9 protein-coding genes are annotated in these 18,504 nt (G+C 35.9%); 1 reads left to right on the plus strand and 8 read right to left on the minus strand.

From position 1 onward, the window contains the following. The first annotated feature begins 11 nt into the window (after nt 1–11). The gene (rseP, locus tag ACYQ5R_RS03875; protein WP_460189596.1) at nt 12–1,340 is read left to right on the plus strand and encodes an RIP metalloprotease RseP; all 1,329 of its coding nucleotides are present in this window, start codon (nt 12–14) and stop codon (nt 1,338–1,340) included. 55 nt (nt 1,341–1,395) lie between these two features. On the opposite strand, the gene ACYQ5R_RS03880 is transcribed toward rseP, so the two are convergent. The 8 genes from ACYQ5R_RS03880 to ACYQ5R_RS03915 form a co-directional block, all read right to left on the minus strand. Beyond that, nucleotides 1,396–6,168 (minus strand): glycosyl hydrolase, encoded by a 4,773-nt coding sequence (locus tag ACYQ5R_RS03880; protein WP_460189597.1) that lies wholly within the window; start codon nt 6,166–6,168, stop codon nt 1,396–1,398. A gap of 61 nt (nt 6,169–6,229) precedes the next feature. Then, nucleotides 6,230–7,114 carry a glycoside hydrolase family 17 protein gene (locus ACYQ5R_RS03885; RefSeq protein ID WP_460189598.1) on the minus strand — a complete coding sequence of 295 codons (885 nt, stop codon included), beginning with the start codon at nt 7,112–7,114 and terminating at the stop codon, nt 6,230–6,232. 3 nt (nt 7,115–7,117) lie between these two features. Beyond that, the gene (locus ACYQ5R_RS03890; RefSeq protein ID WP_460189599.1) at nt 7,118–8,545 is read right to left on the minus strand and encodes an MFS transporter; all 1,428 of its coding nucleotides are present in this window, start codon (nt 8,543–8,545) and stop codon (nt 7,118–7,120) included. 92 nt (nt 8,546–8,637) lie between these two features. After that, nucleotides 8,638–9,648: a glycoside hydrolase family 2 TIM barrel-domain containing protein gene (locus ACYQ5R_RS03895; RefSeq protein WP_460189600.1), complete on the minus strand. Its 1,011-nt coding sequence runs from the start codon at nt 9,646–9,648 to the stop codon at nt 8,638–8,640. Between the two features lie 17 nt (nt 9,649–9,665). Beyond that, nucleotides 9,666–10,940, minus strand: a complete 1,275-nt coding sequence (locus ACYQ5R_RS03900) for a glycosyl hydrolase family 17 protein (protein WP_460189601.1) — start codon at nt 10,938–10,940, stop codon at nt 9,666–9,668. A gap of 18 nt (nt 10,941–10,958) precedes the next feature. Beyond that, nucleotides 10,959–14,417, minus strand: a complete 3,459-nt coding sequence (locus ACYQ5R_RS03905; protein WP_460189602.1) for a hypothetical protein — start codon at nt 14,415–14,417, stop codon at nt 10,959–10,961. Nucleotides 14,418–14,537: 120 nt separating this feature from the next. Further along, nucleotides 14,538–16,658, minus strand: coding sequence for a T9SS type A sorting domain-containing protein (locus tag ACYQ5R_RS03910; protein WP_460189603.1), 2,121 nt, complete (start codon nt 16,656–16,658; stop codon nt 14,538–14,540). 127 nt (nt 16,659–16,785) lie between these two features. Continuing rightward, complete coding sequence (locus tag ACYQ5R_RS03915) at nt 16,786–18,504, minus strand: family 16 glycosylhydrolase (RefSeq protein ID WP_460189604.1); 1,719 nt, start codon at nt 18,502–18,504, stop codon at nt 16,786–16,788.

The raw sequence follows: 18,504 nt of genomic DNA on the forward strand, positions 1-18,504 counted from the left end.
CGAACGATTTTATGGAAATATTGATAAAAGCATCTCAATTCATTTTAAGCTTATCATTTTTGATTGTACTACACGAATTGGGGCATTTTATACCTGCTAAATTATTTAAAACCCGTGTTGAAAAATTCTACTTGTTTTTTGATGCCTGGGGTAAGAAACTATTTAAATACAAAAAAGGTGAAACCGAATACGGAATTGGATGGTTACCATTGGGTGGTTATGTAAAAATCTCTGGTATGATAGACGAGAGTATGGATACAGAACAGATGAAACAACCAGCACAACCGTGGGAGTTTAGATCTAAACCAGCATGGCAACGTTTGATTATTATGCTAGGAGGAGTTTTTGTAAACTTTGTATTAGGTTTCTTGATTTACATCATGGTTTTTGCTGTATATGGGGAGAAGCAAATCAATCCGAATGATGTAAAATACGGTATGGCCGTAGATCAAACTTTTGAAAAATACGGATTTCAACAAGGGGATTTAATTCTAAAAATGAATGGATTGCCCCTTGAAGATATTACCACTGTTAACAAGCATTTGTTCTTAAGAGATGTGCAATCTTTAGAAGTAAAACATACAGATGGTGTTATAGAAACTATTTCTATTCCAGAAAATATAGGTGAGCTTATGTGGCAAGATGGTGTTCAAGAACCATTTGTAATTCGCTCAGAAGCAGTATTAGATACAGTTGTACCTGATATGGCTGCAGGATTAGCTGGATTTAAAAATGGAGATAAAGTACTTGCAGTTAATGGAGCACCAATTACGTATTGGCATGAATTTACTACAGCAATTCAATCAAGTAGTGAAGAAAAGGTAGTAGATGTTGAACGTAATGGTCAAAAAACAAGTATTAATGTTGTGCCAAATGAAAAAAACAAAATTGGTGTAGCTCAAACTACTACAGCCATGGCAGCAGCTACTGTTACAGACAAGTCATTTACTTTTGGAGAAAGTGTTTCTGCTGGAACTTCTAAAGCGTATTGGACACTAAGAGATTATATGACACAATTTAAGTATGTGTTTACTGCCAAGGGTGCTACAAGCATTGGAGGATTTATTGCTATTGGTAGTATTTTTCCAAGTACTTGGAGCTGGCAAGCATTTTGGAGCATCACAGCATTCTTATCTATAATGCTTGGATTTATGAATCTATTACCAATTCCTGCCTTAGATGGTGGCCATGTTATGTTTACTTTATGGGAAATTTTATCTGGTAAAAAACCAAGTGACAAATTTTTAGAGTATGCACAGGTGGCAGGATTTGTGTTGCTAATGGGACTTTTACTTTTAGCCAACGGAAATGATATATATAAACTATTTGCTGGTAGTTAAAAACACTTATAGAATAACAAAAAACCCGATGCCAATGCATCGGGTTTTTTGTTTATTAGTTCTTTATGAATCGTTTATAAATAAACCTATTATCTATGTGCACCTTTAGAAGGTATACTCCGTTCGACAGATTTGAAACATCAACACCGCTTCTTACATCTGTTTTCAACACTATCTTTTGACCGAGCGTTGAATAAACTTCAACCTTTTCTACTTCAAATATATCTGAAGTAATAAATAGATTATTAGAAGCAGGATTTGGATAAACCTTAACTGCACGACTTAACGTTTCACCGTCAACACTCAAACCTGCACAGTCTTGACCAACTTCATAACTAAAATACTTTGTTACGGCTAATCCTCCAGCAAAGGCAAATTTACACGCATAACTAATCGTTTCTCCTGGAGTAAATCCACTAATGGTCGTTGAGAATGTTTTTCCTGAAACCAAACTCATAGGGAATTCAGCAAATGGTGATTCTCGCCATAAATAAGCTACTACGCCGGTTTTATCATCAAGTAATTCAAACGTAAATGTTACCTCATTTCCTGATGTAGAAAAATCATATGTATAGCCTACATCAAAACTTCCTTGCTGCGCCTCTGAATCTGTACCAGAACAAGCTGTATTTACATTTGATCCCGTTGTAACCATGATCTCTATAGGACTATTTGCAGCAATATTTCCTGCTAAATCTTTAGCGGTAATTGAAAAAGTATATGAGGTTTCCGGTTCTAAAGCGTTAATGATTTTTGAAACCTCTTCTCCCGAAGCTCCTGAAGCTGTGGCATTTTCTGTACCATAAACAATATCATAAACTACATTTCCAGAATCATCTTCTGCTGATAATAATAATTCCACTGATCGCGCTTGAACTGTGCCCAATTGCGCCGTAAAATTCGTTGGAGCAACTGAGTCGCTTCCGCCTCCGCCACTACAATTAGATCCCACTTCATATGAAATATATTCTGTAACTGCCAACCCTCCGGCAAAAGCAAACTTACAGGCATAACTAATGGTTTCTCCAAGACTATGACCACTTACTGTTTTAGTAAAAATATTTCCAGATACATGGTCCATTGCTGTTTCTGCAAATGGCGATTCTTGCCACAAATAGGCCACCACTCCTGTTTTATCGGTATCTAATAACTCAAAAGTTATCTTAACGTCATTCCCTATCGTTTCAAACATACTTTTATAGCCTATAGAAAATGAACCTTGTTGTGCATCTGTTCCGGTTGCTTCACAAGCGGTTAATTCTTCAACTGAAACCGAAGCAATAGAAGAAGTCGATTCTCCTCCAGCATTATCTATGGCCTTTGCAGAAATATCATAATCTCCAATAGCTGGTTCAACCCATTCAAAACTATAAGGCGCTGTTGTATCTTCTCCTATTTTTGTAGCACCTTCATAAAACTCTACAACACTAATAGTTCCATCTAAATCTGAGGCTTGTGCTTCAATTGTAATATTATCGCCTTCAACATAAGTTGTTGCGTTTTCTGGAGAGGTTAGGGTAATCACAGGATTCACATTTCCTGTTAGTGTAACAATTATTAAAGTTGTACTAATAGATGAGTAGGTACCATCGTCTACTGTAAGTTGAACCTTATAAATTCCCTCTTCGAGATTTGAAACATCTGGTGATACTACTGTACTATCTGAAAACAAAATTGTTGACGGACCGTAAATTTGTTCCCATTGATAGTTTAATACAGGAGTATCAATATCAGAACTTAAAGAACCATCTAAAGTGGCAGTAGTTGTTGGTAAAATAACCGATACATTGTCTCCTGCATTTGCTACTGGAGGATTGTAACCCAAGGCGCTACCATAAGTAAAGGTCATTCTTCCTATATTAAACTCGCCATTGGTTGACACCAGCCTTAAAACATGCTGACCTTCATTTAAAGCTACATTGCTAACAGATTTTGTACTCCATGTATCCCAATCTCCGGTATCACTAAAAGATATATCTGGACTCACTTTTGTTCCTTCTATTTCAAAATATATAGGACCTCCTCCAATTGAATTACCAGAAGCATAGCGAACATCTACATCGTAATTTCCAGCAGTTTGAACATCGATTGAATACTCAATCCATTCACCTCCAGAAACCCAACCTACTATGGCCCCTTCTGCAACAATTTCTTCTGCATCAACATATTCATCGGTTCTAAAATCACCTTGATTGTTTTGCGTTAAATCTAAATAGGCAATATTTTGACCAATACCTCCTTCAAACACATCGTAATGACCCGCTTCTATTGTTCCTGGAACAACACTTGGCGTTCCCGTATATGAAACTTGCTCACCAACTTGAATGTCTACAATATTAGTAACTGAAAATGCCGTTCCCTCATATACGCGAGCATACATACCGTGTACACCCAGCGTTAGGTTTGATGCGGTTTGTTCGTATGGCGCAGTTGTATCTTCACCCAATAAGGTATTGCCATCATAAAAGGCAACCTTAGTAACTCCTGCCCCAGAAATAACAACAGATAAATCTACACTACCCCCGGGAAAAGCTTGAGTAAAGTTTGAAGATAACACCCCACTAACATCTGTATCTCTACTGGTAACCATTGTATTTGCTGGCACATCTAACATAAAACCATCAGAAAATGTTACAGTGATATCTGAATCTCCATAATTATGCGCTACATAGGTATGAAAACCTAGGTCTTCATCATAAAACGCTGCGGCAATTGGGTAATTAGCTGTAATGGTTGCATCAATCTGACCTAAGGCATTCATTACATGAAGCCAATGATAGGTTTGTGCATCAGAAACACCAAACTTGAGAATTCTGTCAGGATAGGCGTCATATAATTCTATAGCCCTTTCAGGATCAAGAAATGATAGGTACTTCCATATGGTATCGTGCCATAAGTTTGGGTTAGTATCATTATCACTTAATATTCCTGTGTAGGTTTGCAATTCATCCCAAATAGTCTGAACATAATCTGTATTATGTCCTAAGTAAAGAGAGCCACCATGCATTGGGTATAACTCAATGCCATAAGAAGCAGTAATATCTGAAGTCCAGAAGGTACCATTATCATAAGAGTTACCCCAAACTCTTGAAACCAAACTATACGGCTGAGTAGGCTGAAAATTTCGTTCGTTCATATCGAACCAATATTCTTCTACTGCCGTTTGTTCTGTGGTATATAAATAAATCCCTAAATCACGAATGGCATCATTCTCTGTTATTGTACCCCAATGAATCAAAGATGAGTTAAATTGCATACTTTCTGAAGTAGATTCTTGGTCATTCCCTTGTGGAAAAGACGCTGAACCATTAGCCCAACAGTGCCCTCCATAAGGACTAAAATTTCTTAAAAACGGGAACTGAGTATCATCTCTATCAGCTGAGGCTGCATCGCGAATTAACAAATTAATCATATCACCCCAATCATCGGCCCAACCCGGTTCAAACTGTTCCATAAAAGCAGCGGCATGTATAAAGTACCCCCAATGAAAATGATGGTCGTTGATGTTTGTGTCTTGCCCATGACCTGCAGGATAACCTAACATTGCCGACCAAGTATCGTTGTAATAAAATAGAAATGCTACTTCTCCTGATTGATAAGTCAACCAATCTTCGAGACGCTCTTTAATGGTTGCAATCATGGTATCTCTAGCATCTGTATCACCCATTTGATCTGCTATTCTAGCAGTTTGAATCAGGCGATTCATTACCTGCCCCTCGTTATATGAGTCTGTCCATGTGGCCAATTCATCATTCTCAATTAAAGCAATTTTATTTGACAATTCTGAAGGGCTAAATCCGGGACTATAATTTGCCAGATCAGGCATGGTAGGTAGAATTCCTTTAAAGGTATTTTCTACAGTAAATGAATTCCCAATTAATGTTTTGATTTCACCTCGAACTCCGTCATAACTATCTCCATTTGGTGTTGCAGAAGTTGCAGCCAAATTATCCCATTGATGCGGCAATAAACCTAAGAGTATATTCGTATTAGTGGCCGAACCATCTTTTACATCGGTAGTTACGTTAAATGATGTGATTACTTTTGAAGTACTTTCATTAAAACTCCAATCTGCCGTTGTGTTAGTAGGAAAAACATAGGCGTAATCTTGATATGCGATTGCTTTAGAAGCAACATTAGTAGTGGCCTGCGGCAGCATTGCCATAGACCAATAGGTTTCTCCATTTAAGGTAGATGTATATGTGTTTCCACTTTCAGTCCATGAACTGCCAACAGGAGCATAAATTGCAAAATCAGCTCCACCTGCAGCGTTTTCAATGGTAATAATTTCATTTGTTACAGTTACAGTACCTGAGTTGATTTGGATTGAGACTTCATCATCTAGATCTTTTTCAAAATACAAAAAGGGCATCCCTATTCCGGAAGTTGCCTTTAATTCATGTGAACCATCATTCCAATTCATAGTGACTGTCCAATCAGAAAAATCAGACACTGTAGTTTTAGTTGCACTCAAACCTGTAAGACCCACTTGAATAGGAGCTGAATCACCAATAACACCCCAAGGAATATAAGTTACAATTAATCCGTTGTTGGTGGTTTTCATAGTCATTGGATAATTAAACAAGTTATCAGCATGATCTAGAAATACCAGTTTTGACCACCAATCGTTGGTAGGTACAGGTTTCGAAGCTACGGTTCCACTTAATTGTGGTGATCCTGGAGGAAAACCATTTCTACCGGCAGAATCCGTACCTGGAAATGTATTTGTATAGCTCGCAATTCCCACATTTGTTGTTTGTGATTGCACTTGAAATACTACGATTAAGGCAAAAAATATCCTTATCAGCCTTTTGGTAACGCTGTTCATAATTGTATGTTTAAAAGTGTTAGTTTATCCTATATGGCTTCTTAAAGCCTATTACTATTGGTTAGTATTTTAATTGTTCATTTTTATCCCATAAGCCCCAATAAGCCCCAACATCTCCTTCATCTCCTACTTTCCAAGATTCATCAAAAGAGGAGAAATAAAAAAGATCTATATCTTCTTCGGCTGACCACTTTTGAGCATTAATAAAATAGGTTAGCGCATTTTCGTAAGACGGAAAAGCTCCTTCAAAATTTTCACCTTGACTTGGCCACCCTGTCTCTGTAATAATTACTTTTTTACCGTTTCCAGCTCTAATTGCTTGTTGATACATATCTTTCATATACACCAATGAATAGTCATGACTACAACCCTCCCAATACGGATAACAATTCGCCAATATTACATCGCAAGCTTCTGTTATATTAGGTCTCTTTGAAAACTCATAATACGCATCTACATACCCTACCGGTATTTTAGGTAAAGCAACTTTAACTTCTTTGATGTATGCAATCAAATTTTCCTCTGAAAGCTCTTTACGGTACATAACTTCGTTGCCAACTGCCGCAATGTCAACGTACCCTTCTTTGGCTAACTTGATTAGGCCTTCTATTTCCTTTTGGTTAGTATCAATATCATCGCTCAACCATGCGCCTACCATAGTTTTGAGTCCTAACTCTTTTGCAATTTTTGGTATTAATTCATTTCCCTCTGTACATGAAAACGATCGAATCCACTGTGTATAAGGTTTCAGTATTTCCAATCTTCTTCTTACTTGAGTTTCAGTTAGTATGTCTCCTGGTTCTTGCCCTTCTTCGTATGGGCTAATACAGATACCATGCATACCGTTAAACATAACTTTTGCAAATAATTCTTTGAGCTCATCTATGGATTGCCCTTTTGTTCTTATTCCCGAAAGTGATAGCACTTTATCAGCTCTGTACGACATTATTTATTTTTTTTTACTAGTATTTGCCTTTCTTTTTTCTAATTCAGCTCTTACTTCAGAACTTTTCTTTTCATCTACATCATAATCATTCATAACATACATAGCAGCTAATGTTCCAAGGATTGGGAAAAAGCAAAAGAATGCATGCAATCCATCTACAGGCCCTTGTTGCGCTGTAGTAGGTATATCTGCATTAAATCCTACGATCCATATAATAACGCCACTCAGCGCACCAGCAATTGCATATCCTACTTTTACCATCCACCAATAAATCGCGCCAAAAATTCCTTCTCTTCTCTTTCCGGTGTTCAATTCGTCAATATCAATTACATCAGCTGTCATAGACATCATAATGGTAAATAAGCTACCTATACCAAATGAAAACAATGGCAATGCAATAATGTACATCCATGGCTTACCTGGAATAAATAGAAAATAAAACATGACATACCCTACTATGGAAATACTTTGACAAACCATAAAAGCCGTTTTCTTTCCCAGTTTTTTAGAGAGCCATGCAACAATTGGAATTACAATAAATGTAGTGCCTAATGCCCCTAAGCAGCCGAATAAGGAAACCCAAATACCTGAAGCACCAGCATCTCCGTTAAATAGTTTATATACAATTACAAAAAATGTGATGGATGATACCGCCATAAAAGCATTATAGATAAAGAAGGTAGAAAGACATAACTTTCTGAATTCTCTCATTTTAAATGCCTCTACAAAACTGAGTAGAATTTTCTTGAAACTTGCACCTATATTTGAGGCATTAATAGGTTCGTAATCTTTATCTAAAGTGGATTCGCTTTTTATAAAAATTGCCGGAACAATAGCACATAGAGCACATGGAACTGCTACCCAAATTGCCAATTGTCTTGCCGCAACATCTGCCGAAGGAAACCATTCTGGATCGTACATAATTACCCAGAACCAAGGTGCAATAACCCAAGCCCACTGACCAATCCATTGAGCAATCGCCATAATATTTGTGCGCTCATGAAAATCATCACTCATTTCGTAACCCATAGCTACATAAGGCACACTAAAAAGAGTTAACCCAAAATAAAATACGATAGACCATGTAAAGAAGTACCAGAAATTATACTGAACGGAATTTTCTTTAAAAAGGTGCCACATAAAAACATAGGCAACTCCCATAACAATACCACCTAATAAAACATATTGTCTTCTTCTCCCCCATTTTGATTTGGTATTATCTGAAATAAAGCCCATTAAAGGATCTGTAATAGCATCAAATAAGCGCGGAAACAAATAAATCATTCCCCACATAAGACCTGTAAATTTTAAATCTTCTACTAAGACTACCATAAAAATTCCAAGTATTGCCGGAAACATTTGATTGGCAAACATGCCTACTCCAAATGCTATTTTTTGACCAAGGCCTACTTTTTTCGTAGTTGATGACATAAATTTTAGTTTTTAGTTAAGTTAATTAAAAGGATATTCCTTTTTAAACGTGTTTTTCACCACCAGAGCACATATTTCTATACAAACAATTACTAGTTCATGCTTGTGTACTTTTCTTTAATTACGTTAAATGTTTTTTTCTTATTTCTATCTATATCTACCATTCCCCAGAATTCTTCGTTTGGAGTTCCATCATATGGCACACCAGAACTGTTAGGTGCCCAACCTCCTACATCTTGAGAATTATTGTTACCTGCTTTCCACCAACCATCAGTAAACGAAAACATCGTTACTCCAGAACACACTTCTCTATTCTCAAAAATGCGGTCTAAAATATTGGCATTCGCGTCGGCTTGCGCTCTTTCGTTCACACCTTTTTCATAACCTTTCTTTGAAATGGTCATATAACTATCACCTCCTGCTTCTGATAAGTACATAGGCTTTGAACTAATTCTTTTCCATTGCTGAAACAAATCGTCAGGATTATCCCATCGATAGATATTTAACCCCCAAACATCTATCTCATTGCACATACCCATTGCCAAGGTATCTGGTAATTCACCATGGGCTGTAGTAACTTTATGTTGGGAGTCTACTTTATGTATAAGAGCAGCTGCCTTATTTAAAACATTATACCAATTCTTAATATCGTCTGAGAACCATTCTGGATGGTAATTGTATTCATTACCCAACTCCCACATTAAAATTGCTGGGTGATTCTTATACTTTTTTACATACTCTATAAAAGAACCGGATAAAATATCATATACGCCGTTTTGATTGTAACCAAAGCCAACAATAACTTTTAAACCAGCAGTATTTATTTTGTCTAAAACTTCTATATTGTCGATGGGGGCATAAACTCTAATGGTATTAATTCCTGCCTCTAACATTAACTTTAAATCTTGATCTATGTTTTCAAAGCTTCTTTGATTTGATCCTTTTGGTACCGGATGATAACAAATACCTTTAATTAAATATGGAGCGCCTTGAAACTTGAAAATGCGACTATTGGTATTTACCGCCATCTCTGTTTGTTGCACTTGTTTCTCACAAGCAAACAAAGCAAACAACATAATTACGAGATATAGATTTTTAATCATTTTCAATTCTTTATAGTTTAATCTTGCATTGATAAAGCAATATCTCCAGGCACTTCAACACTTTTCATAAGAACTTCTTTATCTCCATTAAATGTTTTTTCAATTGGATTTCCATTTCTAGTTAACCCATCAAAAACACCATTATCTACCAAATCCCATAATGCATACTTGGCTTTACCATCAGCAGTAAACAAACCAAAATGATTTTCTGATCCATTAGGATTTTGGGCGTCTTTCCAAGGCTCGTCGAACCCTTCAAAATAGAAACATGCAATATTATTTGTATTGGTCCATGCTCTCATTAATTCATGAAACTTCGCCTCTTTATATTCGTCAGTTGCTTTTGATCCTGAGGTTCCGTAGAGTCCATTCGACATTGTCGCCCATCCAGTTTCTCCTATATGAATTGGTTTCTCTATTCCTAAATTTTGCATATAGGCTTTCACGCTTTTAAATTGATTCTGAGCATACTCTAAAGATCGTTGCATTGCAGCATCTATTTTAGCAGTATCGGAAAGCTCAGCTTCTTTTTCTAACACCCCCCAAAACTGTGGGTTATAATGCGTATCGTGCATAGGATAGGTATGCATAGATATAAAGTCAACCTCTTTTATTAAAGCGTCGAGATCAGGCAGATGGTACTGTCCTTCACCACCTCCCCAAGAGGCAAAATTATCTGAACTTGTTATCCATAAGTTTTTATGAAGTTTTCCTTCGCCTTTTAATTGCTGTAGGTGTTTTACCCATTTCAATATAATCCATGGTTCAACAAAATACCCAGCTTGCCATTTTACCATTGCTTCATTACCAACAGCTAATACTTTAATAATATCTGGATATTGATTCGCAAGCGCAACTGCCTTTTCTACCTCAACTTGGTTTCTAGCACTTTCTTCATTGTGATTTAATGGTTGGTCTGTCCAAGCATTTTTACAGTCAATCCAAATTCCTAACATTACATACATTTCAAAATTCGAATCTTCCTTTTTTAATTCGTTTATGGCCCGAACCAAATTACTTGCATGTGGCAAATGCAACTTATAGGTTCTAACAATACCTACACCCATAGCTCTTAATAGTTTCATGTCTTCTTTTAACTCTTCGAGCGTTGGCTCAATCCCATGATCTGCATGCCTATAGCCCCCATATGACATTGCCATATAGTCTGGGTTTCCTAATATCTCTTCTGCGGTTTTATATTTCAAAGTGGATTCTTTTTTTTGGTTATTTGAGCAACTTACTAATGAAAAAATAAGCACCGATAAACTAAGTATTGACATTAATTGTTTCATATATGTTGCGATTAGATTTTAGTTAATAGTTATATTTATTTGAGAAACTTCTCCAGATCTTTCAAAAATCTTTTTTGAAACCAATTCATCAATTATCGGATATTCATAATTCAATATTTCTCCTGAATTAAATATTACTTGAGCACTTTCATTATCTCCTAATTGATATACAATAGGCACTTGACAATAAGTAAAACACAATGATTTTTCTTTCAATTCTAATTCCTTTTCTTCTCCTTGCACCGTTATATAATGAAATGTCTTTGCTTCTTTAAGTAATTCTTCTCTGCGCAAAAGATGGGCGTCGAAAAATAATCTGCCTTCTTTTACACCAACACCTAACTCGCCAAAACGACTTAAGATATCTTCTTTAACTTGACCTGTCATACCAGGTTGTTGAGCGCCCTTACCTCCCGGTGTATGCGAATAAGGGTCTGTAGGAAATGCTCCGTACAATTCTGGTGATTTATGCACTCCAATTCCTTCGTTAATCTCATAGTAATGTTCTAAAAGTTTTCCAAGAGTAACTTGATCGGCACTCTTATGAATAGCAGACAAACAGATTTCTTGAACAGCCAATAACAATTTGGACACCATATGCCAATAGATAGAACCTAATCCTTCATATCCGAAAAATGTTCCAGACCTTCCTGTAAATGCCTTATGATTAAAAACATCTTCAAATATTCTTAGTAACAGATTTTTATCTTTTTTAACGAGTTTACCGAACTGTTCTTTCTCTAAATTTTCAAGAGCTTCCTCTAAGCTATTCGAATTATTGAACGTACCATTAAAGTGATAAACACCGTTTATATCTTTTTCTATTACCTGAGTATTGTTATTTAAAAGTAACAGTTGCAATAACTCAGATTGCTGCACACTTTCTTCAGGTATGATATTCTTCTCAAAGAAACCAGGGAGTTGTTTGTTGGGGTATAAAATGTAGCTGTATTGATCTGGTCTAAAAAGAGCACTGCTTTTAAGTGCATCTAACACTTTAAGTCCTTCTTTTGCATTTAGATATTTAGAACTCAACACCGCTACCTGACCTTCTAACATTTCATCTAGATACGAAATAGATACTTTTGTTTTTCCAACCACTGTCATTAGATTATAGGCATGATAGAGCCCATCTTTTCTTTTGTTGGCACGAATACTATGTTCTAAATAAGTATTTGCAATTTTAATAAAATCAATTATCGCATCTTTAGAGAGCGTATCCTTTTGATTCGAAAATCCATTCTTGTAAACACGTTCCCTGTAATTACTTCCTGCTGTACCTAATCCATCTAATATTAGTTTTCTATACTTATCAGTGATAGGATTCTCTAGAAGTGACTCATTATTTTTTAGTGTAATATTGATTTCTGCAAAAAGTTCAAATAATTCTTCTGATACTTCAAAACTACTTGTACTACTTTTTGAAACTACATCACCAAAAAAGCTCAAAAACCTTCTTAAATAGTACAGTGTAACCATTGATACTCCATTACCAACTAAGGCGTTATTGGCATCATTCCATTCTGGTCTTTGTGTATTCATCCAAATACCTCCTTCTGGAATAAAATTGCTAAGTTTAGCTAAGACTGTAACCAATAATTTTTCCATCATATTGGCACGTACTACATTACCATCTTCTCGCAATAGCAGTGCACCATCTGCACCAATTTCTTCTTTTTTGGCCATAATGGCATTATGCATGTTTTGATCAAAAACTATCGTATCTTTTGAGTTCTTCAATGTATCTTCATACGACTTAATTTTATAAGGTACATTGGCGTAAACAAACAAATTTTCATCAAAATATTTGGATAACTTATTTGGATAATGATTTTCAATAAATTCTAAAAACTTTAAAAGATATATAATTTGATGATCTCCCCAATAACCAATATAAGCCCATGGATCATGAGGGTCTTCAACCTCCCAATCAAATCCATCTTTGGTAACTCGATAAGGATTATAACCCTCAAAAGTTGAAGCATTTAAGAACTTATGTATCATACTGTCTATAAAATCGGGATATGCATATGCTAAAGCCTCCCAATTTTGGAAAATATCTCTCCAGTTACCTTGATAATCCAATATTTTAGAGCCATCTACTTCACTTCTAGTATTAATTGAGAATCTATTCCAAGGTCTACTCGGATCTCCGTGCCTTCTACTAAATTTTAATGGTAAGTATTCAAAGCATAGGCGTTTAAAATCAAGATTGTACTGATCGCTGGCTAATTGTAATAAAACACCCAATTCAAATTCACTTGACAATTCATTTAATTTTTCCTTTAATGCATTATATACATTAATGTTTGCCTTTTTTAAATATGATACGAAATCTTGAAGTTCTACTGAATAATTGTTGTCAAAAATACCACCTCGCATAATATTAAAGAGGGTATTAGAAAAATGACGTGCATCTCTCATTTTATCAGCAGACATTTGTAATCCATCTGAAGCCGCATTAAGAGCTACTAAGTTCTTTGTACCGTTATCTATATCTTTCTGAATTTCAATTTTAAAATCTTTATTCGATTTTAGTTCTGCAACTATCTTATTTACTTGACTTATAGATTGATTTACATTCGTCACTGTAAACCACTCTCTTCTTTCAGAAGGGTCAATTTGTATAGTAGCATTGATAAAATAAGCACCTTTTTCCGCTTTTACATCAGTTTCTTGTTCTACTGAGTTCCCATTTCTAAATTTTTCTAGTTGTAAAGAAGAAACTAAATACTTGGCATTTTCGACACCAAATGACCAAGCAATACTAGCTTTTAAGGCCTCACTTGGCTCTGCACGGTCAACAATAATTGCACTAAGAGCATAAACACCTAATCCAACTGTTGGGTCTAATTCACTTCTTTTATAAGCATCAACCAAATTACTTGATGCATTTTGGAGAGCGGAGGAAACACCATATGGTAATATATTTTGAATACCATCTAAGAGCTCTACATTAATTGCTGCATCTGTATTATTAATCAGCACCGATTTTTTTACAAAACCATAAGAGTCACTTGAATTCCACTGATATCTAAAAGTAAGCCCTAAATCTTCATTTATTTCTTCAAAAATGACCTTATTACCAAAGCTGTTTTTATAAAGGTTTCTTTCTATATTATATAAGCCTTCGAACTTTTCAGAAAAAGGCTCCCACAAATATGAATTGTCATTTCTAGATACTCTTAAAATTGTCTTACTACCAGTAATTTCTGAGGATTCTGTTATCTTATCATCAGTATAGTAAGGAAATAAAGAATTCTCACTATTCTTTCTTCCTGCCGACAATCCGCCATTACTAGAAATAAACATCCAATGATTCGAATCACTAACAATACTCATAAAAAAAGGTCTCATGGCATCGTAGTTACTAATCTTATAGAAACTTTCCTTTTCTAAACGAATTAACTTCCCTTTAACCTCTTTCTTTGAGAAAGTTGATTTTTCATTTGCTATGTACATAGTTTGCTCACTCATTCGTTACGGTATACCTTTTTACCAGTTTTATTTAGGGTTAAATTTGCAGTTTAAAAAAGGAGGCTCTGATAACTTATATTGAAATGCCTTAAAACCAGAACCTCCTAACTAAAAACTACGTTATTTCTTAATTAATTTTAGGGTCTTTACACCATTTGCTGTTCTAATATTGGCCATATAAATCCCCGATTTAAAGTTTTCTGCATTTATTTGAGCTTCACGATCGTTTTCAATGTTGATACGCATTAACTCTTTACCAAAAACATTAAAAATTGTGATGTCTTCAATGCCTTCATTTGTTGTTCTTACATTCCAAACATTTGTAGTAGGATTTGGATAAACCGATAAATCTTCAATCTCAAATTCCGAAGTTCCTAAAGTCGTATTTTTATGAAAATATAGATTTGTAAAGTATATTGGGCCAAAAGCAGGGCCTTGAGCTATTAATTGTATTTGCTGAATGTTGTCTGCCCCAGCACCAATATTTGCGAAAGTAGATAAATCAATATCGCCACCAATCCATGCACCTGCACCTAAAGTATTTACTGCTAAGTTTGTAGATATATTATGCTGAAATGCTCCTGTACTACTATCAAAATTTTGAAGCTGAATAGTTAATACAGAACCTATATCACCTGCATCATCTACCCAAACATCAATATGCAACGTAGTAAAGTCAGTTAAATCAAAACCAGTACCATTACCGAAAAAATATCCATATTGAGCTCCTCCACCAGGACCAGCTGTGAGCACTCGAGTATCTTCAAACGTATCAACTGTAAAGTTTTCTAAAGTTGCTCCAGCAAATGTTAATACTCCACTTGAGGCTTCGTCTGTATATGCAGGACTAAAAACCGATAACACATCTCCAGCTGCACGAGCTGGAGGAGCAGGTGCTGCTGCTGATGGACCAGTTTCAATTATATTTATAGTATACGTTGCTGTAGTGGTATTATCAGTTGCCGTAACTAATACCGAAGCAGTGCCAGGAACACTGGGTGCTTGTGTAATAACTACTGAAGCACCTACTTGAGTTGGTGTTGCAGTTGTTATCTGTGGAACAGCTACTGTACCAGAAGGTACTTGAAAATCATAATCTAATGTTGAAGCGTTAAATCCAGCTAAAGGAGAACTGTCTACTTCTAAGGCACTTAATGTAGCATCAGTAGATGGGTCAACACTTTCTTTCCAGAAATAAACATTGTCCACATATAAAAGTTCACCTGGAGGTGTATATGAAACAAGAACAATCCATTTTAAATTTGCTAAATTAACTGATCCGCTGTAAGCACTTAAATCAATATCATACGAATTCCAAGAATTTTGAACTTCTGATCCTGGAACGTCCAACTCTAAGTTCCCACCAGAACCATCTTCTAATTTTATTCTAAAAGAAGTAAACCCTGGAGACCATACGTCAATATGCAATTTTTGCATTCCACTCACATCCCAACTTCCATTACCAATACCTGAAAATAAGTGATTTTTATATTTTTTTACCGTATTACCATCAGCTAATACAACATCTCCCTCTATTGAAGAACCTCCAAAACTATCAAAAGTCACACCTGATTCATTAACATATTCATCTCCTGAAGGAGAGGCTATACCATTATAAAAAGATATGTAGTTTGCAACATCTCTTGCAATAGGATCAGTTGGTCCAGTTGCTGGTACAGGATCCGCAACAACAGCACTACCCTGTGGAGCCGTAATATTATCTATCCACACTTCTCTTGATACTGTAGATCCTGGGCTACCCTCCCAAGCACCGCCAGCTGCTCTATTAATGAAAAATGAAATTTTATTATACTCACCAGTAGCAACTCCAGTAAAATCCCATGTAAGTAAACTCCAACCAGTACCTGGATGATCTACACCTACCTCTTGATTAGGCTGTCCTATACCTTCAGTTAATTTACCTAAAATATTTATGGCACTACCTCCATTATAGTAAACATTTGCAGTAATGGTTTTAGTAGTTGTTACATCTATACTAAAATCTGTCATTGTCAGTATAGCATTTTGCCAAGGCAATCCAGAAGCATCTGAAATCATACGTCCAACTTTACCATATGTTCCAAAATCTACAGTTGCGTCAACCACATCAACAGTAGTCATTGGTTCACCGGAATTTGATTCCCATACGCCAGCTGCAGGCACTGGATCAAATGTTTCTACAATTTGCGAATATCCAAATGATACTGTCAAAAGGAATAAGAATAAAGTAATTTTTTTCATAGTTAAAACATTTAAAAATTAATTAAACAGTTAAGTTAATGAGAAGGGGTTGGTTTGTATGTAGCGAGCATTGCCAGAGGATTTTACTTTAACACCTCCTCTGGGGCAATACTCACTAAAACATTTCTTATTGATATACCCTTACGTAATCTACTTCCATAGTAGATTCTGTAAAGCTCGGATCTATATTTCCACCTAGTGTTCCTCCCATTGCAACATTAAAAATGAAGAAGAAATCATTCTCATAGAATGGCATAGTAGTATCTGTATTCATAACGAAATACTCATTGCCATCTACAAATATTTTTACATAAGTACTTGTCCATTCCAATTCGTAAATATGAAACTCACTAGAGGCATTTGCAATGGTTGTATCTGTACCGTAACCTGCATAATCACCAGAAGTATCTTCCCAATGCAATGTTCCTAAAATGTTATTTTGATTGTTACCAACATGCTCCATAATGTCTATTTCACCACATTTTGGCCAACCAACATCAGTAAAGTTTTGACCCAACATCCATAATGCTGGCCAAGTACCTCCACCTTCGGGAAGTTTCGCTCTAATTTCAAATCTTCCGTATTGGAAACTAAATCTATCTTGAGTTTTAATTCTTGCAGATGTGTAATTGGCTCCTTGGTAAGATTCTGTCTTAGCAGTTATCCTTAGTACACCGTCTTCAACAATTACATTATCTGCTCTATCTGTGTAGTTTTGATCTTCGTCGTTACCCCAACCTGTAGCTCCTATATCATAGCCCCAGGTATCTGCATTTGGTGCTCCATCAACATCAAACTCGTCAGACCAAACCATGGTATCAAAGTTATCGTCTTCGGCAATAAAGGTTACTAAATCTCCTGTTGGAGGTGTTTCAGATGCAGGATCTGTTGAAGTAAATAATTGATACCAAGCAAAACCGTCTCCATCTTGAATGATTCTAACATACATTTGATCTGCATCCATATAAACAATGTCATAAGTACTTGCACCAACATACCATCCCATAAATCCATCATCAGAAATTTTGAACGATGTTCCTCTGTAAGGTTCACCATCAAAAGAACCTTCTATAGCTGCTTTAGATGAAGAAGGGAAGAACGATAAATTTTTCACTCCAAACATAGATGGAACTATAGTTTCATCATGACAAACGTCACCAGCAACACCAATCGTTTCTGCATAAGCACCTGGAATAAATGCAGGCCCAACTGTTTGTTCAAATGTCAAACCTTCTTCTACTCTTGTAAAAACAAATTCGTTGGCATACATACACGATTTTTCATCGTCCCAAGGGCCAATTTCATTCCACCAAGCTGGCCACGCGAATTCACCTTGACCGTAATCATCGGTCACCGGACCTAAACCAACATGACTTGGTAAGTTTGCAGCCCAATACCATGTCTTGGTATCACCTACATTAGGACCACTTAAGAAGTTCTCAGCCTCTAAATCTGAGAACTGTGCATAGACTTCAATTTGCATAAAGCTCGTAGTCATTACACCACCCGTACCAACGGCATTTACAGTAATAGTGTACTCATTTACACCTTGATTTGTGTACCTATGTGTATACACTCCAGAGGGAGCAACTTCTTCTTCACTATCACCAAATTTTAACTGATACGAAATTGCATCGTCAGCACTAACTGTAAAAGTCACTAATCCGCTTCCATCTCCATACATAAATTCTGGATTATTTAAATCTTGACCTTGAATTTCAGCAGTAATCTGAACATTTGTAGGAGCGATAACATCTCCAAACTCACTGTTTTCTTCTTCGCAACTAATTAAATTAACTGCAATTATTAATAGAAGAACTTGAAATATATATTTGAAATTTTTCAT

It is taken from the genome of Urechidicola sp. KH5 (genome assembly GCF_054661455.1).